Annotated in this window: 15 protein-coding genes; 9 read left to right on the top strand and 6 right to left on the bottom strand. The window is 69.3% G+C overall.

The window, feature by feature from the left end:
- The first annotated feature begins 92 nt into the window (after positions 1–92).
- On the top strand, positions 93–1,739 hold the full coding sequence (locus tag HMJ39_RS02200) for an FMN-binding glutamate synthase family protein (RefSeq protein ID WP_194296116.1): 1,647 nt from the start codon (positions 93–95) through the stop codon (positions 1,737–1,739).
- Here the strand turns inward: HMJ39_RS02200 and HMJ39_RS02205 are convergent.
- Positions 1,736–2,383 carry a hypothetical protein gene (locus HMJ39_RS02205; protein ID WP_194296117.1) on the bottom strand — a complete coding sequence of 216 codons (648 nt, stop codon included), beginning with the start codon at positions 2,381–2,383 and terminating at the stop codon, positions 1,736–1,738. The two genes, HMJ39_RS02200 and HMJ39_RS02205, sit on opposite strands and share 4 nt — an antisense overlap.
- 263 nt (positions 2,384–2,646) lie before the next feature.
- Here HMJ39_RS02205 and sodC point away from each other — a divergent pair, with 263 nt between their 5' ends.
- Positions 2,647–3,174: a superoxide dismutase family protein gene (sodC, locus tag HMJ39_RS02210; protein ID WP_194296118.1), complete on the top strand. Its 528-nt coding sequence runs from the start codon at positions 2,647–2,649 to the stop codon at positions 3,172–3,174.
- A gap of 388 nt (positions 3,175–3,562) precedes the next feature.
- Positions 3,563–5,128 carry a S1 family peptidase gene (locus tag HMJ39_RS02215; protein ID WP_194296119.1) on the top strand — a complete coding sequence of 522 codons (1,566 nt, stop codon included), beginning with the start codon at positions 3,563–3,565 and terminating at the stop codon, positions 5,126–5,128.
- An 8-nt stretch (positions 5,129–5,136) separates the two neighbouring features.
- Here the strand turns inward: HMJ39_RS02215 and HMJ39_RS02220 are convergent, their stop codons facing one another.
- On the bottom strand, positions 5,137–5,961 hold the full coding sequence (locus tag HMJ39_RS02220) for a hypothetical protein (protein WP_194296120.1): 825 nt from the start codon (positions 5,959–5,961) through the stop codon (positions 5,137–5,139).
- Positions 5,962–5,970: 9 nt separating this feature from the next.
- Positions 5,971–7,080, bottom strand: a complete 1,110-nt coding sequence (locus HMJ39_RS02225; protein ID WP_194296121.1) for an aminotransferase class V-fold PLP-dependent enzyme — start codon at positions 7,078–7,080, stop codon at positions 5,971–5,973.
- 153 nt (positions 7,081–7,233) lie between these two features.
- On the opposite strand from HMJ39_RS02225, the gene HMJ39_RS02230 reads away from it, so the two are divergent.
- The gene (locus HMJ39_RS02230) at positions 7,234–7,866 is read left to right on the top strand and encodes a TetR/AcrR family transcriptional regulator (protein WP_228462105.1); all 633 of its coding nucleotides are present in this window, start codon (positions 7,234–7,236) and stop codon (positions 7,864–7,866) included.
- 18 nt (positions 7,867–7,884) lie between these two features.
- Positions 7,885–8,445: a DUF1285 domain-containing protein gene (locus HMJ39_RS02235; RefSeq protein WP_194296122.1), complete on the top strand. Its 561-nt coding sequence runs from the start codon at positions 7,885–7,887 to the stop codon at positions 8,443–8,445.
- A gap of 3 nt (positions 8,446–8,448) precedes the next feature.
- Here HMJ39_RS02235 and HMJ39_RS02240 read toward each other — a convergent pair whose 3' ends face one another.
- Both HMJ39_RS02240 and HMJ39_RS02245 read right to left on the bottom strand, forming a co-directional pair.
- Entirely contained in the window at positions 8,449–10,107 is a 1,659-nt protein-coding gene (locus HMJ39_RS02240; protein WP_194296123.1) for a bifunctional protein-serine/threonine kinase/phosphatase, read from the bottom strand.
- Positions 10,107–11,576 carry a NarK family nitrate/nitrite MFS transporter gene (locus tag HMJ39_RS02245; RefSeq protein WP_161384401.1) on the bottom strand — a complete coding sequence of 490 codons (1,470 nt, stop codon included), beginning with the start codon at positions 11,574–11,576 and terminating at the stop codon, positions 10,107–10,109. Before HMJ39_RS02245 ends, HMJ39_RS02240 begins: the two co-directional genes overlap by 1 nt.
- A 323-nt stretch (positions 11,577–11,899) precedes the next feature.
- Between HMJ39_RS02245 and nirB the strand changes: the two genes are divergently transcribed.
- From nirB to HMJ39_RS02265, 4 genes are read left to right on the top strand one after another with little or no spacing between them, the layout of a single operon-like run.
- Entirely contained in the window at positions 11,900–14,425 is a 2,526-nt protein-coding gene (gene nirB / locus HMJ39_RS02250; RefSeq protein WP_194296124.1) for a nitrite reductase large subunit NirB, read from the top strand.
- Positions 14,422–14,766 (top strand): nitrite reductase small subunit NirD, encoded by a 345-nt coding sequence (nirD, locus tag HMJ39_RS02255; protein ID WP_194296125.1) that lies wholly within the window; start codon positions 14,422–14,424, stop codon positions 14,764–14,766. The genes nirB and nirD overlap by 4 nt, the downstream gene beginning before the upstream one ends.
- Complete coding sequence (locus tag HMJ39_RS02260; RefSeq protein WP_194296126.1) at positions 14,763–16,007, top strand: NAD(P)/FAD-dependent oxidoreductase; 1,245 nt, start codon at positions 14,763–14,765, stop codon at positions 16,005–16,007. The genes nirD and HMJ39_RS02260 overlap by 4 nt, the downstream gene beginning before the upstream one ends.
- Complete coding sequence (locus HMJ39_RS02265) at positions 16,004–18,610, top strand: nitrate reductase (protein WP_194296127.1); 2,607 nt, start codon at positions 16,004–16,006, stop codon at positions 18,608–18,610. The genes HMJ39_RS02260 and HMJ39_RS02265 overlap by 4 nt, the downstream gene beginning before the upstream one ends.
- Here the strand turns inward: HMJ39_RS02265 and HMJ39_RS02270 are convergent.
- On the bottom strand, positions 18,591–19,442 hold the full coding sequence (locus HMJ39_RS02270) for an ion transporter (RefSeq protein WP_194296128.1): 852 nt from the start codon (positions 19,440–19,442) through the stop codon (positions 18,591–18,593). The genes HMJ39_RS02265 and HMJ39_RS02270 overlap by 20 nt on opposite strands.
- Positions 19,443–19,463 lie beyond the last annotated feature (21 nt).

A 19,463-nucleotide genomic window follows, 5' to 3' on the forward strand; every position in this document is an offset into this window, starting at 1 on the left:
CCCGCCCATGCCATCGGCACACAGGCTGGCCGCTTTGCGTTAACCTGCTTGATGCATTGCCCGTTATTGCTCGCTATTGAAGGAAACCGGTTATGAGTGGTTCCGCCTCGGCCCGTTTCGGGCCGCTGATCCTGGTGTTATTGCTGGCGTTCGCCGCCGCCGTGGCGGTGCTGATGGCGCCCCGGTCGTGGCTGGCCTGGACCGCCCTGGCCGGCGCCGGCGCGCTGGCCGTGCGCGGGGTCTGGGATTTGTTCCAGCCGCGCCACACGCTGTTGCGCAATTATCCGCTGCTGGCCCATTTTCGCTGGTTCTTCGAATTTCTGCGGCCCTTCCTGCGTCAGTACATCGTCGAGAACGACCGGGAAGGGCGGCCCTACAACCGTGACCAGCGTTCGCTGATCTACGAGCGGGCCAAGGACCAGGTGGACGTGAAACCCTTCGGCAGCGACCTGGATGCCTACGACGCGGAATTCCAGGTGCTGGCCCATTCCATGGCGCCGTGCCCCAAGCCGGACGCGGATTTCCGCGTGCGGGTGGGCGGCGAGCAGTGCGCGCGCCCCTACGACGCCTCGCTGCTGAACGTGTCGGCGATGAGCTTCGGCTCGCTGAGCGCGCCGGCGGTGGAAGCGCTCAATCTGGGCGCCCGGCGCGGCGGCTTCTACCAGGACACCGGTGAGGGCGGCATCAGTCCCTATCACATGCGCCACGGTGGCGATCTGGTGTGGGAGATCGGTAGCGGCTACTTCGGGTGCCGGGACAAGCGAGGGCATTTCGATCGCGGCCTGTTCCGCGAGCAGGCCGCCCGGGAGCAGGTGCGCATGCTGGAGATCAAGCTCAGCCAGGGTGCCAAGCCCGGCCACGGCGGAGTCTTGCCGGCGGCCAAGATCACCCCGGAGATCGCCGATACCCGCCGCATTCCACTCCATGAAGATTGCCGTTCGCCAGCGTACCACAGTGCTTTTTCCTCGCCCCGGGAACTGCTTGAGTTCGCCGCGTCATTGCGCGAGGACGCCGGTGGCAAGCCGGTGGGCGTGAAGCTGTGCGTGGGTCATCCCTGGGAGGTGTTCGCCCTGTGCAAGGCGATGCTGGAGACCGGCATTGAGCTGGACTACATCGTGGTGGACGGCGCTGAGGGCGGTACCGGCGCGGCGCCGGAGGAATTCTCCGACCATGTCGGACTGCCGCTGCGCGAGGGCCTGCTACTGGTGCGGAACGCCCTGGTGGGCACCGGACTGCGGTCGCGGGTGCGGCTGGCCGCCAGCGGCAAGATCTACAGCGCCTACACCCTGGCCGCCAATCTGGCCCTGGGGGCGGACTGGTGCAACGCGGCGCGTGCCTTCATGCTGAGCCTGGGTTGCGTGCAGACCAAGAGTTGCCACAACGACCGCTGCCCCACCGGGGTGGCGACCCAGAATCCGAGCCGCCAGCGCGGGCTGGTGGTGGCGGACAAGGCCCCCCGGGTGGCCAATTTTCAACGACACACCCTGGAGCATCTGGCGGAACTGATCGCCGCCGCCGGGCTGGAACACCCGGGCGAGTTGCTGCCGCGCCATCTGCTGCAACGGCGCGGCGCCACCGATCTGGTCACCCTGGACCGGCTCTATCCGTTCCTGGCGCCGAACAGCCTGCTGGAAGCGCCGGACGCCACGCCTTACGGGGACTGGTGGCATGCCGCCGACCCGGACAGTTTCCGGCCGCGTTGGCCGGTGGGGCCGGGGCATCACGCCCGGGTCGGCTAGCGGCCGAGCAGGTAGAAGGCCGGGTAGGCCGCCGCCCAGGCCAGAATCACCGGCGCCCAGTAGCCCGCCGCCAGTGTCAGGCGTGGCGCGGCGCGGTCGGCATCGCGGCTGGCGGCCAGCGCCGGCAGCAGGGCGGCCAGCGCCACCGCCGTGAACAGCAGATGCAGCCCGGCGAGCAGATGGTGGAAGTGGAAGAACAGCAGCGCCTGGTGTGGCTGCGTGCCCTCGTAGGCGAACGGCTGCCCGGGCAGGGGCAGCAGCCCGGCGCGGTACTCCAGATAGCCCTCCAGCCCCCGGCAGGCCAGAAACAGCAATCCCAGCAGCAGTGCCAGCACGATCCGGCCGGTGACCGGGCGCCGGCGACGGGTGGCCCGGTCGGCGCCTCCCAGGATCAACCCGGCGGTGAGCAGGGCCAGGCCACCGGCGGCGGCCAGGTCCGCGTGCAGACTTTGCGAGGCGGCGGCGAACACCGAGGGGGTGGTGCGCAGGTGCAGCAGGAACGCCAGCAGTATCGAGGCGAACAGCACCGTGGCCACGAACAGGTACAAGGCCAGACGCGGCCGCCCGCCATCGAGCAGACGGTGCAGCCCCGGCATGCCGTGGGCGACGATCATGGTGTGGCGGTGCGGGGCGCGCGCCATCATGCAAGCCGCTCCCCGCCACGCCCGGGGGCGGCCAAGGCGCGCCGCGCACCGATGGCCCGCTTGGCCATGGAGCCTCCTGCGTTGGGTGGCGGTCGTTCCCTGGTGAACTCAGAGTAGGGCGGCCTCGGGCGGGCCACAAGCGCCGCCGGCGCCGGGAACGTAAACAACTCAAAAATTCGCGCCATACGCCGCCACCACCCTGGCACCGGGATGACAGCCGCGTTACAAACGGGGACAACGTATTCAACAGCAAGGAGCAACCAATGCGTATTCGCGAACGTTTTGCCCTGGGCCTGTTCGCCGCCGCCCTGGCCGGCACCACCCAGGCCGCGATCACCGTTCCCATGCACGCCGTGGACGAGGACGGCGTCGGCGAGCGCGTCGGCCAGATCACCGTGACTGAGTCGGACCACGGCCTGGTGTTCACCCCGCAACTGGAAGGCCTGGACGAAGGCATCCACGGCTTCCATCTGCACCAGAACGGCTCCTGCGAGCCGGCCAAGAAAAACGGTGAGATGACCGCCGCGGCCGCCGCCGGCGGCCACTATGATCCGGACGAGACCGGCCACCACGGCACGCCCTGGGGCGACGGCCACCTGGGCGATCTGCCGGCGCTGTACGTGGACGATGACGGCAAGGCCACCTTGCCGGTGCTGGCGCCCCGCCCGGAGATGGACGACCTCAAGGGCCGCGCCCTGATGATCCATGCCGGCGGTGACAACTACTCCGACCAGCCCAAGCCCCTGGGTGGCGGCGGGGCCCGTGTGGCCTGCGGCGTGATTCCCGAATAATCACTGGCCTGAATCAGCCTTACGGCTGAGTAGCGATAAAGAAAAAGCCCCGCCGGTGTCGAACCGGCGGGGCTTTTTCGTGTCCGTTTCCTCTCTCGCTTATCCCCCCATTTTTCGTAGTCTTCACCAAATTTCATCGTTTTTCACTGCGATGAGTTTCATATTTTTCCGTAATATTCTGTGATTCATGGCACTTAATGGTCATTAATCTCATCACAAATACGATGAAAAGGTGAGCTCTTCATTTTTTTGCTAATGGTTTATTCACAGACCATTACCTACTATCCGCGCACTACGAATATCTTCTAGGTAGAATTAAATGCGCGGTTCAATCTTCTTAATCTTTCTCCTCCTTGCGGGGCTCATCGGCTCAACCAAAGCGGATCAGGTGGAGCCGCGCATCATCGGCGGCCAGCCGGTGAGCCAGGCACCGTCCTGGATGGTGGAGGTGGAGCGCAGCCTGTCGGGCCACCCGGCCCACGGCGCCACCCGCTGCGGCGGCACCCTGGTGGCGCCTCGCTGGGTGCTCACCGCGGCCCATTGCGTGCGTGACGACAACGGCACCTTCGCGGCCGATACCCTGTTCGCTGCCCTGGGCCATCTGAACCGCCACGACGAGCCCGAGGAGCGCATCGCGGTGGTGGCGGTGCATGTGCACCGGGGCTACCGCGACGACATCTATCACAACGATCTGGCCTTGCTGGAGCTTGAGCGGCCCTCCGCCATGCAGGCACTGGATCTCGCCAAGAGCGCGGAAATGAACCGTCTGCGCCGGGGCAATCCGGATGAAGCGCTGCTGGCGCTGGGCTGGGGCAAGACCGAGGACAGCAACCTGTCGCCGACCCTGCAACAGGCCGCCCTGGATTACGTCACCCCCAGCGAATGCGGCCGTTACTGGAACAATCTGGGCAGTGGCCAGCTGTGCGCCGGGGAAATGAATCCGGTGAGCGGGGTCGACCAGGACACCTGCCGTGGCGACAGCGGCGGCCCCCTGGTATTCCGCCGCGATGGCGGCGTCTGGCTGGCGGGCATCACCAGCTACGGCACCGCCCGGTGCGCCTCCGGCGTGCCGGCGGTCTACACCCGCGTCAGTGCCTATCTCGACTGGATCGAGCGCACCTCCGGCGGCGCCATGGTGGACCTGGAAAGCGCCAGCCACGGCGAAGCCCGGTACGCCGGCCCGGGCCAGTCCCTGAGCCTGGACACCCGCATCAGCAACCGCAGTCTGGTCAACCCGGCGCGCCGGGTCGGCGTGCGGATTTTCCACGGCGGCGGGCTGACGGTGTACGCCGACAACCTGAACTGCACAGCGTTCGCGGATCACACCGATTGCCTGGGTTTTGAAAGCCTGGACACCGGCGCCACCGGTGATGAGCACCGGTTGTGGTTGTCCCACGCCGACGCCGGTACCGGGGCGGCCTCCGCCCGGGTGGTGCCGATCAGCGACGAGCACGATTACTACACCGCCAACGAGGAAAGCCTGGATCTGGTGTTCTCCGACCAGCCGGATCTGAAGCTGGCCGCCACCGCGGTGCGCCGTGACGGCAAGGTACGCATCAGCGCCGAGGTGGAAAACCGTGCCGACCACCGTGACGCCTTCAATGCCTGGGTCAGCTTCCAGGTGCCGGACGGCTGGGACTGGACCAGCCTGCCGGAAGGTTGCACCGCCACCCAGCCGGTGCGCTGCGACCTGGGCGACCTGGGCCGGGGCGAGACCGTGACCCGTACCCTGGTGCTGGACGGTTCCGGGGATGGCCGGGTGTTCATGGAAGCGGGCAGTGCCAGCGGCGACTTCCCGGCCGGCGACGCCCGCTCCTTCGTGACCCCGTCCCGGGCCGGCAGCGAGACCGTGCGCGAGAGCGGCGGCGGTGGTGGTGGCGGTGGCGGCGGTGGTCCGGTAGGCCTCTGGCTGCTGGTGGTGCTGGCGGGGCTGGGCGCACTGCGCCGCCGTTGATCGGCCGGTCAGTCCACCACGGACAGATGCGGGCGCCGTTGCTCGGGAGTGAGGGCGCCCGCGTTGCCTTTCCAGGGCACGGCGCCGAAACCGGCGGGGACGGCGTCGAGCAGATAGGGCGTCTTGATGATGTCGAAGTAGGGCGAATGGTCGAAGTCGGCGGCGTGGAACACGCGCGGTTGCAGCCGCACCAGCCGCGCGCTGTCGCCATCGGCCTGCTTGACCAGCGGGTGCACCGGAAACTGAATGAAGGCGAACGCCTCGCCGGCGGTGGTGCCGGTGAGGGCGCGCAGCAGATCGTTGGCCCAGCGGTTCAGCAGGCGCCGGCGCAGCCGTCCGGGGAGCGCCCGCCAGGGCAGCAGCCACAGCAGGGCCAGGGTGCTCCAGCCATGCTGGGTGCCGGCGCCCAGCCGGCTGATGGCGAAGCGCAGGGCGTCCTGGCACTCCTCCGGGGACAGGTTCTGGGCACGGCACACGCGCAGATGCAGCCCGTGCAGGTTGCTCAGGTCCCGCACCCAGAGGCCGCGCTCCAGGCTGGCGTCCAGCACCAGCTGGGTGTCCGGGCCGCAGGGCAGGTAGTCGGCGAGCAGGGCGCGCAACGCCGGGTCGGCCACCTCGTGGGGACGGCCGATGTAGAGCAGGGCGCGGGAAAAGCGCGCGCCGGTGAGCACTTTCAGGCGCCGGTCCAGGGGGCTGTCGCCGTCCACCAGCAGCACGTCGCAGGGCTGTAGCTGGGCGCGCTGGCTTTCCAGATCACCGAGCGGCCACTCGCCTTTGTCGGGCTGCCGCTGGAGCCGCTCGCACAACCATTGGTAAAGCCGTTGGGAATTCATGGGGCGATCCTACAGCAGCGCCAGGGCGCGTTCCATGACCGAATAGTCAGTATGGAAGTGCGGTGACAGCCGCACGCCGCCACCGCGCTCCGCGCACACCACGCCGCCGGCCTGCAGCCGGGCACGGGTGTCCGCCGGCGCCTCGTCCTTCAGGCGGAAGGTGACGATGCCGGCGCGGCGGGACGGGTCCGCCGGGCTCAGCAGCTCGGCGCCGCGCGCCGCCAGGGTGTCGTACAGCCAGGTCACCCGTTCCCGCAGCGCCGCTTGCACGGTGTCCATGCCCAGTTCCTGGAACAGCGACAGGGAAGCGTCCAGGGCATGGGTGGCGAGCATGTTGGGGCTGCCGCATTCGAAACGGGTGGCGCCCTCGGCCACCCGCCAGTCCTTGCGGGTGTAGTCGCCGGCGGCCTCGATCATGTGCCAGCCGTACTGGTGCACGGTGAGCTGTTCGCGGGCCGCCGGGCGGGCGTAAAACAGCGCCAGGCCTTCCGGCCCGAGCATCCATTTGTGGCCGTCGGCGACCACGAAATCCGCGCAGCAGGCGGCGGCGTCGAAGGCCACCGCCCCCAGACTTTGAATGGCGTCCACGCAGAACAGCACGCCGCGCTCCCGGCAGGCGCGGCCGATGGGCGCCAGATCCAGACGGATGCCGCCGCCGTACTGCACCGACGACAGCGACACCAGCCGGGTGCCTTCGCCGATGGCGTCGATCACCCGCTGCTCGGCGCCTTCGCCGCTCACGTCCACTTCCACTACGTCCACGCCCCGGTCCGCCAGGGCCTGCCAGGGAATCCGGTTGGATGGGAATTCCTGGTCGCTGATCACCACCCGGTCGCCGGGGCGCCAGTCCAAGCCCTCGGCGATCACCGACAGGCCCTCGGAGGTGTTCTTGAGCAGCGCCACGTCCGCCGGGTCGGCGTTGATCAACCAGCCCAGGCGCTCGCGCAGGCGCGCTTCCACCGCCAGCCATTGGGGATAATCCCGGGCGCCGAGATGGATGTTCTGGTCGGCGAAGGCGACGACCGCGTCGCGGGTACGGCGCGGCCATGGGGCCACCGCCGCGTGGTTGAGATAGAGCACGTCGTCGCGCAGGGGAAATTCCGCTTTGAGATCGACCATGGGAGGCTCCTTGAGTATGATCCAGCCCGAATGGGGAGCGGCTCGGCGGCCGTCTCCGGGGGATTGTAGCGAGCCGGGCGGGGGCGTGCAGCGTCCCGGCTTGTGGTAGGGTAAACGCAGTCGCCACGAGGGCGGCGGATTGAGGAGAAGTCGATGGGTGATCTGGAAAAAGCGACGCGCAAGGCGCGGGAATTCCGCCAACGCGAGCAGGAAATCCTCGACGCCGCCCTGGCGCTGTTTCTGGAGCAGGGGGAAGACCGGGTCACGGTGGAAATGATCGCCGACCGGGTCGGTATCGGCAAAGGCACCATCTACAAGCATTTCGAAACCAAGAACGAAATTTACCTGCTGCTGATGCTGCGCTACGAGGAGGATCTGGCCGAGGTCTTCGACAGCATTTCCGACAGCAGCGACAAGGAAGCCCTGGCCCGGGAATACTTCCGCTTCCGCATCGGCGACCCGGCCCGCTACCAGCTGTTCGACCGGCTCGAGAACAAGGTGATCAAGGATCACGCCGTGCCCGACCTGGTGGACAAGCTGCACCGTCTGCGCGAAGCCAATTTTTCCCAGCTCACGCACATCGTCGAGGCGCGTATCCAGGAAGGGTCCCTGGAGGACGTGCCGCCCATGTACCACATCTGCGCCGCCTGGGCGCTGGCCCACGGTGCCGTGGCCTTGATGCAGTCGCCGTTCTATCAGCGACTGATCGACGACAAGCCGGATTTCCTCGACTTCCTGGTGGAAATCGGTATCCGCATGGGCAACAAGGGCCAGCGCGGCAAATAATCCGAACGGAAGGAGCCCATGAGCAAAGCCGAGGAATTACTGGCGCTGCTGGAAAAAGCCGAGCAGGACGAACAGGGCCTGCCGCCGGTGCACAAATGGAACCCGGAGCGCCACGACGACATCGACATGCGCATCGCCCGGGACGGCACCTGGTACTACCAGGGCTCGCCCATCGAACGCCATCGCATGGTGAAGCTGTTCTCCACCATCCTGCTGCGCGAGGGCGACGACTACTTTCTGATCACGCCGGTGGAGAAGCTGCGCATCCAGGTGGACGACGTGCCCTTCGTGGCCACCGGGGTGGAGCGGGTCGGCGGTGACGGCCCGGACAAACTGGTATTCACCACCAACGTGGACGGCCATGTGGTGGCCGGCGAAAAACACCCGCTGCGGGTGGAGACCGACCCGGACAGCGGTGAGCCGTCTCCCTATGTGCACGTGCGCGACAACCTGGAAGCCCTGATCGCCCGCAATGTTTTCTACCAACTGGTGGACTGGGCGCGCCAGGAAGAGCGCGACGGCGCCACCGTTCTGGTGGTCTCCTCCGGCGGCGTGGATTTCGAGCTGGGCCGCCTGTAGGGCCTACTTCACGGCCAGCACGGTCAGCAGCAACACCAGCAGCACCACGCTGATACCCCGCCACAAACGAATCCGCGCCTCCGGATCGCCGCCGGCGGCCCGGGGCACCGGGCCCGGCCGGCGCAGCGCCGCGCGCAGTTCCGCCACGTCATGGAAACGGTCCTCCGGGCGCGCCGACAGGGCCCGGGCCAGGGCCCGCTCCACCCCTTCGGGCACGAACGGATTGAGCCGGGTCATGGGCGGCAGCGGCCGGCCGGCGGCGCGCCGGTAATGGCCCCGCCAGGGCAGGATGCCGGTGAGCATTTCATGGATCACCGCCGCCGCCGCGAACTGATCCGCCCGTTCCGAGGGCGCCTCGCCCCGCGCCCGCTCCGGCGCCGTGTAGGGCCGCGTGCCCTGGGGGTGGGTGGAACCGGGCCGGTCGCCGCCGCGGGGGTGGGCGTTGCCCAGGTCGATCAGTTTCACCACGCCGTGGCGGTCCACCATCAGATTGTCCGGCTTCAAATCGTCGTGGAGCACATCGGCGCGGTGCAGGGCGCGCAGCCCGTTGAGCAACTGATCGGCCAGATACAGCCGTTCCTCCACCGGCGCGTCCGGGTGCTCCCGGGCCCATTGGTCCAGGGTCACGCCGTCGATGTACTCCAGGTAGAGGTACTGGCAGCTGGGCGGCCGGGGTGGCGTCAGCGGGCGCGGGAAATGGGGCCCGCGCAAGCGCGCCAGCAGCCAGCCCTCCAGGGCGAAACGCTGCAGCGCCTCGGCGTCGTCCTCCAGGTTCACCGACGGCGCCTTGATCACCCCGGTCCGGCCGTCGCCATCGCGCACCCGGTAAAGCTGGCTGCGCGGGCTGGCGTGCAGTTCCCGCTCCACGGTGAGGCCGTCCAGTTCCATGCCCGGGCGCAGCGGTGGCGGCAGCGGTCGTTCGTCCAGGGCGGCGCGGCGATCATTCAGGTCCGCCGACCCCGGGCTGTCCACGCACAGCAGCTGGCAGCTCAGGTTGTCTCGGGCGCCCAGGCGCCGGCCCGCTTCGATCAACCGCTCGGCCAGCAGGGCGGGGGCCTCCGGGCCAACCATGCCCTGCGCCAGCTCCTCCGTGGCGAGGGCGTCGTGGAGCCCGTCGCTGGTGAGCAGGAAGCGGTCGCCGGCGAGCAGCCCGGTGCTCACGTAGTCCACCTCCAGGCGCGGGTCAGCGCCCATGGCCCGGGTCAGCACCCGGGTGCCGCCCAGGGGCCGCTGGTGGTCCCGGGTCAGGCATTCCAGGCGACCCTCGCGCAGCCGCCAGATGCGCGAATCGCCCACCTGGAACAGATGGGCGCGGCCGCCGCGCAGCACCAGCACGGAGAGCGTGCACAGATGGGCGTCGCCGGCCCGGGTCTGGCGGTACAACCAGCGGTTGAGGGCTTCCAGCACCCGCTGGGCGGATCGTGGCACGCTCCACAGCGAGGGCGTGGCGTAGTAGTCGTTGAGAAAGCCGAGCACGCAGGACTCCGCCGCCTCGCGGCCGGCGGCGGCGCTGGACAGACCATCCGCCAGGGCCGCCGCCACGCCCTTGGTGCGCAGCGCCGCCGGGTCGTCGCCGGGCACCCGCAGGGCCACGGCGTCGGCGTTGTGCGGGCGGGGGCCGGCGTGGCTGGCCTGGCCGGCGCGCACGCGCAGGGCGGTCATCAGCCCACCTCGATAAGCTGCACGCGGCCCTGGTCGTCCACCTCGGCGATGTGGCCGTGGGGTTCCTCCAGGAAGCGCACCGCCAGCAGGGTCACCAGGGCGGCGCCGGCGATCACCAGAAAGAAGGTGCTGGCGTCCACGAAGGTGAGCACGGTGAGAAACAGTACCGCCCCGGCGTTGCCGTAGGCGCCCACCATGCCGGCGATCTGGCCGGTGAGGCGACGCTTGATCAGCGGCACGGTGGCGAACACCGCGCCTTCCCCGGCCTGCACGAAGAACGAGCAGCCCATGGTGGCCAGCACGGCGAGAACCAGCGGCCAGCCTTCGTTGACCCGGCTGAGCACGAAGTAGCCCACCACCAGGCCGGCGATCAGCAGCGCCAGCGCCTTCTTGCGGCCGAAGCGGTCGGACAGCCAGCCGCCGCCGGGTCGCGCCACCAGGTTCATGAACGCGTATCCGGCGGCGAGCAGGCCGGCGGTCACCGGCTCCAGGCCGAAGGTGTCGGTGAAGAACAGCGGCAGCATGGACACCACCGCTAGCTCCGAGCCGAAGGTAACCATGTAGGCCAGATCCAGGATCGCCACCTGCTTGAAGGCGTAACGGTCCCGTTCCGCCACGCCCTCGGCGAGCCGCTCCCGGTTCACCCGCCAGGCCTGCCACAGTTGCGCCAGCGCCAGCGCCAGCACCACCGTGCCCATGGCCAGTTGGGCGCCGGCGCCGAACAGGTTCAGGTTGCCTGGGCCGAGACGCCACAGGATCACCAGCAGGGCCCCGTAGAGCGGCACGCTCATGGCCAGGTAGAAAATCAGGTCGCGGCGGCTGGTCACCTCCAGGGCGCCGGTGCGCTTGGGCTTGAAGTAGGCGCTGCCCTTGGGGGTATCCCGGGCGCGCCACAAAAACACCAGGCCGTAGAGCAGGGCGACCAGGCCGGTGCTGGCGATGGCCCAGCGCCAGCCGTCGTCGCCGCCGAACAGCACCGCCACCGTGGGCAGGCTCATGGACGCCGCCGCCGAACCGAAGTTGCCCCAGCCGCCGTACATGCCCTCCGCCAGGCCCACTTCCCGGGCCGGGAACCATTCGCCGATCAGACGGATGCCGACCACGAAGCCGGCGCCCACGAAACCCAGCGCCAGCCGGGTGATCGCCAGTTGCTGGTAGGTTTGCGCGAAGGCGAACAGCCAGCACGGCACCGCCGCCAGGATCAGCAGCACGCCGAACACCCGGCGCGGGCCGAAGCGGTCCACCAGGGAACCGATCACCACCCGGGCGGGGATGGTCAGCGCCACGTTGAGAATCAGCAGCGCCTTGACCTGCTCGTCGGTGAGCGAAAACGCCTCGCGGATGGTGCTCATCATCGGGGCGTGGGCGAACCACACCATGAAGGTGATGAAGAAGGCCAGCCAGGACAGATGCAAAAGCCGGATGCGTGATTGTGAAAAAGCCAATGGATTCAAACCGGTCGAACTCATGGTTGCTCCCCTGCGTGTGAATACCTGGGGCGAACCGGCAGCAAGGCCCGTGCCATGGCGCCAGATGCTTGAAAACCTTGAAGAAATGTCCGTGCCGGGGGCGCCTTGGCCGGTTCCGGTGCGCGATCGGGGTTCAAAATGTGCCCGTTTGGAGTGCACGAAAACGTGCCTTCAAGTTGTGCACTCTTGCCCGACGAGGAGGCAGGCGGCCGCGTTGAATGCCCGCTCAAGGAGGGCCTTAGTTCAATAAAAACAAGGGTTTGTGGGTCTGGTATGCCCCTTGCTTGTAAGGCGGAGAACGATTCGCGACAGGGGTGCAACCCATGAACGAGCAAAAGGTTCTGCTGATTGGCCACGGCATGGTGGGCCAGCGTTTTCTGGAAGCCTTGACGGCCCGGGACACCGGGCGCCGTTATCGGATCACGGTATTGGGCGAGGAACCGCGCCCGGCCTACGACCGGGTGGGGCTGACCCGCTACTTCGCCGACCGGGACGCGGCGGCCCTGTCCCTGCTGCCGGATGGTTTCCTGGAGGAGCACGGCATCGAGCTGAAGCTGGGCACCCGCGCCGAGCACATCGACCGCCAGGCGCGCACCGTGCGCACCGACAGCGGCGAAACCCTGCACTACGACAAGCTGGTGCTGGCCACCGGCTCCTACCCGTTCGTGCCGCCCATCGACGGCAACGACCGGGACCACTGTTTCGTCTATCGCACCATCGAGGATCTGGACGCCATCATCGCCGGCGGCGAGGGCGCCCGGGTGGGCGCCGTGGTGGGCGGCGGTCTGCTCGGCCTGGAGGCGGCCAAGGCGCTCCACGATCTGGGACTGGAAACCCATGTGGTGGAGTTCGCGCCGCGCCTGATGGCGGTGCAGGTGGACGACGCCGGCGGCGGCCTGCTGCGCGACAAGATCCAGGATCTGGGCGTCACCGTGCACACCGGCACCGGCACCCGGGCCATCGTCGATGGCCAGGACCACCGCCACCGCATGGACTTCGGCGATGACCGCCACCTGGAAACCGACCTGATCGTGTTTTCCGCCGGCATTCGGCCCCAGGACACCCTGGCCCGGGAGTGCGGTCTGAGCCTGGGCGAGCGCGGTGGCGTGATGATCGACGACCACTGCCTGACCAGCGACCCGGACATCTACGCCATCGGCGAGGTGGCCCTGTGGGACAACCGGGTGTTCGGCCTGGTGGCGCCGGGCTACCAGATGGCCGAGGCCGCCGCCGCCCATCTGGACGGCGACCGGGAAGCCGCCTTCCGGGGCGCCGACATGAGCACCAAGCTGAAGCTCATGGGCGTGGACGTGGCCTCCATCGGCGATGCCCACGGCGCCACCCCCGGTGCCCGCAGCACGGTGTTCATGGACCAGGCCGCCGGCGTCTACAAGAAGGCGGTGGTCAGCGAATGTGGCAAGAAACTGCTGGGCGCGGTGCTGGTGGGCGACGCCGCCGATTACGGCACCCTGCTGCAGCTGTGCCTCAATGATATGGATCTGCCCGGCGACGCCGCCGCCCTGGTGGCCCCGGCCGCCGGCGAGGCGCCGGCCCTGGGCGCCGATGCCCTGCCGGACACGGCGCAGATCTGCTCGTGCAACAACGTTTCCAAGGGCGACCTATGCGCCGCCATCGACGCCGGCTGCCACAGTGTCGGCGAGCTCAAGGCGGAAACCCGCGCCTCCGCCACCTGCGGCGGGTGCGCGGCTCTGGTCAAGCAGGTGCTGGACACGGAACTGGAGAAGCGCGGCGTGGCGGTCAACAACCACGTCTGCGAACACTTCGCTCATTCCCGCCAGGAGCTTTACCACCTGGTGCGGGTGGACGGCATCCGCACCTTCGAGGAACTGTTGGCGCGCCACGGCAGCGGCCATGGCTGTGATGTCTGCAAGCCCACGGTGGCCTCGATTTTGGCGTCCTGCTGGAACGAGCACGTACTCGACCCGGCCCTGGCCGGCCTGCAGGACACCAATGACTACTTCATGGCCAACATGCAGCGCGACGGCACCTATTCCGTGGTGCCCCGGGTGCCCGGTGGCGAGATCACCCCGGACAAGCTGATCGTGATCGGTGAGGTGGCGCGCAAGTACGACCTCTATACCAAGATTACCGGCGGCCAGCGGGTGGACCTGTTCGGCGCCCGGGTGGACCAGTTGCCAGCGATCTGGCGGGAATTGATCGACGCCGGTTTCGAATCCGGCCACGCCTATGGCAAGGCCATGCGCACGGTGAAGTCCTGCGTCGGCTCCACCTGGTGCCGCTATGGCGTGCAGGACTCGGTGGCCATGTCGATCCGCCTGGAGGAGCGTTACCGGGGGCTGCGCGGCCCGCACAAGATCAAGATGGCGGTGAGCGGCTGCACCCGGGAATGCGCCGAGGCGCAAAGCAAGGACGTGGGCGTGATCGCCACCGAGAAGGGCTGGAACCTGTACGTGTGCGGCAACGGCGGCATGCGCCCGCGCCACGCGGAGCTGTTCGCCGCGGACCTGGACGACGACCAGCTGATCCGCGCCATCGACCGCTTCCTGATGTTCTACATCCGCACCGCCGACCGCCTGCAGCGCACCGCCGCCTGGCGGGAAAACCTGGAAGGCGGCCTGGATTACCTCAAGGCGGTGATCCTGGAGGACAGCCTGGGCCTGGGCGAGGAGCTGGACGCGCAGATGGCGCACATCGTCGAAACCTACCAGTGCGAGTGGCGCGCCACCCTGGCGGACCCGGAAAAGCTCAAGCGTTTCCGCCACTTCGTCAACGACGAAGGCGACGACGACCTGGTCTATGTGCGCGAGCGCGAGCAGCGCCGCCCGGCCTATCCCCACGAACGCATCCCGGTGCTGGAGGACGCATGATGAACGAGCAATGGCGGGCGGTGTGCCGCCTGGACGACATCGAGCCGGAAACCGGCGTCGGCGTGCGCCTGCCGGACCACCGCCAGGCGGCCCTGTTCCGCACCCGGGATGACCGCCTGTTCGCCCTGGACAACCACGACCCCTTCAGCCACGCCAATGTGTTGGCCCGGGGCCTGCTGGGGTCGCTGCAGGGGCGGCGGGTGGTGGCCTCGCCAATCTACAAACAGCATTTCTGCCTGGACACCGGCCAGTGCCTGGAAGACGAGGGCGTGCGACTGAGCGTTTACCCGGTGCGGGTGTCGCAAGGCCAGGTGGAACTTCTGGTCGAGCCTTCGCCATGACGGCCAGGCGCCTGGTGGTGGTGGGCAACGGCATGGCCGCCCGCCGTCTGCTCGAGGAACTGCTGGCCCGGGCACCGCGCCGCTACCGGATCACCGTGGTGGGCGACGAGCCCGGCGCCGGCTACAACCGCGTCATGCTGTCGCCGCTGCTGGCCGGCGCCACCGGCGAGGACGCCATCGTCACCCATCCGGCGGCCTGGTACCGGCGCCACGGCATCCGCCTGATCAGCGGCACCCCGGTGACCGCCATCGACCGGCGTCGTCGCCAGGTGCGCACCGGCGCCGGGCATCGGCTCGCCTACGACCGCCTGGTGCTGGCCACCGGCGCGGCACCGCGGCGGCTGGCGCTGCCCGGCGCCGACCTGGATGGCGTGCTCAGCTTCCGGGACCTGGCGGACACCCGCCGGCTGCAGGGGCTCGCCCCCCGCGCCCTGGTGGTGGTGGGCGGCGGTTTCCTGGGGCTGGAAGCCGCCGAGGCGTTGCTGCGCCGGGGCCACCGGGTGACCCTGGTGCACGGCCACGGCCATCCCCTTAACCAGCAACTCGATGCCTCCGCCGGCGCCCGCCTGCGCGCGGACCTGGAGGCCCGGGGGCTGCGCTTCGTGCTGAACCACCGGCCGGCGGCCCTGGAAAGCGACGGCCGGGGCGCGGTGACGGCGGTGCGGCTGGACGACGGCCGGCGCTTGCCGGCGGACGCGGTGATCCAGGCGGTGGGCATCGAACCCCGGGTGGCGCTGGCGCGCCAGTGCGGCCTGGCCCTGGGCCGCCACGGGGTGCGCGTGGACGACACCCTGCAAACCTTCGATCCGCGTGTCTACGCGGTGGGGGAGTGCGTGGAACACCGTGGCCGCACCTTCGGCCTGGTGGCGCCGCTCTACCACCAGGCGCGGGTGTGCGCCGGCCACCTGGCGGAGCAGGGCCTGGAGCGCTATCACTTCGAGGGCGCCGCCACCCGCCTCAAGATCGGCGGCATCGATCTGCTGTCCGCCGGCGATTTCCTGGGCGGCGAGGGCGATCAGGTGATCACCCTGGACGATCCGGCGGGAGGCTACCGGCGTCTGGTGCTGCGCGACCACCGCCTGGTGGGGCTGGTGCTGTACGGCGACGTGGCCGACGGCCCCTTCTACGAAACCCTGTGGCGGGAGGGGCGGGACCTGTCCGCCCTGCGCCTCAAGCTGCCGTTCGGCGAGGCGGCCTGCGCGCCGTCGCGACCGGCCGCCGCCGAGGAGGCCGCCGCATGAATCCGGGCGCCCAACCGATCACGAAAACCACCTGCCCCTACTGCGGGGTGGGCTGCGGCATGCTCACCGATGGTGCCCGTCTGCGTGGCGACGGCGATCACCCGGCCAACGCCGGGCGGCTGTGCGTCAAGGGCAGCAGCGTGCTGGACACCCTGGGCGAACAGGGCCGGCTGCTACATCCGCGCATCGGCGACCGGCGGGTGAGCTGGGACCGGGCCCTGGACGAAGTGGCCGGCCGCTTCCGCCGCGTGATCGAGGACCACGGCCCCGAGGCGGTGGCCTTCTACGTCTCCGGCCAGTTGCTCACCGAGGACTACTACGTCGCCAATAAGCTGATGAAGGGGTTCCTGGGCGGCGCCAACATCGACACCAATTCCCGGCTGTGCATGAGCAGCGCGGTGGCCGCCCACAAGCGCGCCTTTGGCGAGGACGTGGTGCCCGGCTGCTATCAGGACCTGGAGCTGGCGGACTTGGTGGTGCTTACCGGCTCCAACACCGCCTGGGCCCACCCCATCGTGTACCAGCGGCTGGCCGCCGCCAAGAAGCGCCGGCCGGCCATGAAGGTGGTGGTGATCGACCCGCGCCGCACCGCCACCTGCGACCTGGCGGACCTGCATCTGGCGATCCGGCCCGGCCAGGACGTGGCCCTGTTCAATGGCCTGCTGCGCTGGCTGCATGATCACGACGCCCTGGACCGGGACTACATCGACGCCCATACCCGGGATTTCCAGGCCGCCCTGGACGCCGCCGGGGACCAACCGTTGGCGGGCCTGGCGCGGCGGCTGGGGCTGCCGGCGGCGGACCTGGACACTTTCTATCAATGGTTCGCGCGGACGCCGCGCACCGTGACCCTGTTTTCCCAGGGCATCAACCAGGCCCGCAACGGCACCGACCAGGGCAACGCCATCATCAACGCCCACCTGGGCACCGGCCGGGTAGGGCGGCCCGGCGCCGGGCCCTTCTCGATCACGGGCCAGCCCAACGCCATGGGCGGCCGGGAAGTGGGCGGCCTGGCCAACCAGCTGGCGGTGCATCTGGATCTGGAGGACGCCGCCCACCGGGCGGCGGTGGCGGATTTCTGGGACGCCCCGGCCCTGCCCGCCGAACCCGGGCTGATGGCGGTGGACCTGTTCCAGGCGGTGGCGGACGGGCGCGTCAAGGCGATCTGGATTCTCGCCACCAACCCGGTGGATTCCATGCCGGAGGCGGACCGGGTGCGCGCCGCCCTGGAGGCCTGCGACACCGTGGTGGTGTCCGACTGCATGGCCGACACCGACACCCTGGCCTGCGCCGACATCGCCCTGCCGGCCCTGGGCTGGGGGGAGAAGGACGGCACCGTGACCAACTCGGAGCGCTGCATCAGTCGCCAGCCCGCCTTCCTGCCGGCGCCCGGCGAGGCGCGCCCGGACTGGTGGGCGCTGTGCCGGGTGGCGGAGCGGCTCGGGTACGGCGCCGCCTTCGACTACGCCGGCCCGGCGGACATCTTCCGCGAATACGCGTCCATGACCGGCCTGGCCCGTCGCTTCGGCAAGCAACTGGACCTGAGCGCCGCCGGCGACCTGTCCGATCACCAGTACCAACGCTGGGCGCCACGGGCCTGGCCTTTGGACGGTGGCGCGCGCTGCTTTGGCGACGGCCGTTTCAGTACCGCCGACGGCCGCGCCCGGTTCGTCGCCTGCGCGCCGCCGCCGGCGCCGGACACCAACCACCGCCGGCCCCTGCTGCTGAACAGCGGCCGCCTGCGTGATCAGTGGCACACCATGACCCGCACCGGCCGGGCACCGGCGTTGTTCAGCCACCGGGACGAACCCTTCGTGGACATGCATCCGCGCCGGGCCGCCCGGGAAGGGCTGGAGGAGGGCGGTTTCGCGCGGGTGCGCGGCGACGTCGGCGAGGCCCTGGCGCGGGTGCGCCTGGACCGGGGGCTGGGCGAGGACCAACTGTTCATGCCCATGCACTGGAGCGATTGTTTCAGTGGCCGCGCCCGGGTGGATGCCCTGGTGCCGGCGCACACCGATCCGGTGTCCGGCCAGCCGGCCTTCAAGCACACCCCGGTGGCCGTGGCGCCCTGGCGACCGGCGTGGCACGGCGTGATGCTGGGCGCCGGCGCGCCGCCGGCGGTGGACTATTGGGCGCGGATTCCCCTGGACCGGGAGATGGCCCTGGACCGTTATGTACTGGCGGGGGGCGCCCCGGTGGAGCCGGCGCGGTTCCAGGATTGGCTGCCGGCGGCGGCGCAGTGGCTGACCCTGGATGATCCCGCCGCCGGTCACTACCGCCGTGCCGGACTGGACGGCGAGGGCCGGCTGGTGGCCTGGCTGGCCCTGGCACCGACGCCACCGGCGGTGGACGTTGACTGGCTGGCCGGGGCCTTCCGGGAGCCGCTGGACGTCGCCGGCCGGGCACGGCTGCTGCTCGGCGACGGCGGTCAGGGGGGCGCCGATCGCGGCGCGGTGATCTGCACCTGCTACCAGGTGCGCGAGGCCACCTTGCGCGAGGCGGTGGCCGGGGGCGCCGACAGTGTCGCCGCCCTGGGCCGCTGTTGCCGGGCGGGCACCAATTGCGGCTCCTGCATTCCCGAGCTCAAGGCGTTTCTGGCCTAGAGGGCGTCTCGCCGGGTTTCGGCAGCCCGGTGCCGCACTGCTTGCAGTAGCGCGCGTCCGGGTCGTGGTCGTGGCGATGGCAGCCGGGGCACTCGCGCTCGTAGCGGCGCACCATGTGCGCCTTGGACATCTCGGCGCTGACGATGCCGGTGGGCACGGCGATGATGGCGTAGCCGGTGATCATCGCCATGGAGGCCACCGCCTGGCCAAACGGGGTCTGCGGGGAAATGTCGCCGTAGCCCACCGTGGTGATGGTGACGATGGCCCAGTAGATACTGCGCGGAATGCTGGTGAAGCCGTTGGCGGGCCCTTCCACCACGTACATCAGGCTGCCGAAGATGATGATCACCACGGTCACCGCGAACATGAACACGCCGATCTTGCGGCGGGTGCGCACCAGGGTGCTGCCGAGCTGGTTGGCCTCGTCCATGAGCTGCGCCAGCTTGAGCACCCGGAACACCCGCAGCACCCGCAGGGCGCGAATGGTGAGCAGGTAGTTGGCGCCCGGGAACAGCAGGCTCAGGTAGGTGGGGATCACCGATACCAGATCCACCACGCCGTAAAAACTGCGCGCGTAGCGCACGGGCCGGTCGCTGACCCACAGGCGGATCACGTACTCAAAGGTGAACAGCAGGGTGAAGAACCACTCCGCCGCGTACAGAATGACGCCGTATTCCTGGTGGATGGACTGCACGCTGTCCAGCATCACGGCGATCACGCTGGCGATGATGGCGATGATCAGCAACTGATCGAAATAGCGCCCGGCCGGCGTGTCGGTGCCGAAAATAATGTGGCGCCAGCGGTCGCGCAATGAGGCGGAGTCGAGGCTCATAACCCTCCTTACCGGGCCGCC

The organism is Alloalcanivorax profundimaris, assembly GCF_015265435.1.
Lineage (GTDB): Bacteria > Pseudomonadota > Gammaproteobacteria > Pseudomonadales > Alcanivoracaceae > Alloalcanivorax > Alloalcanivorax profundimaris.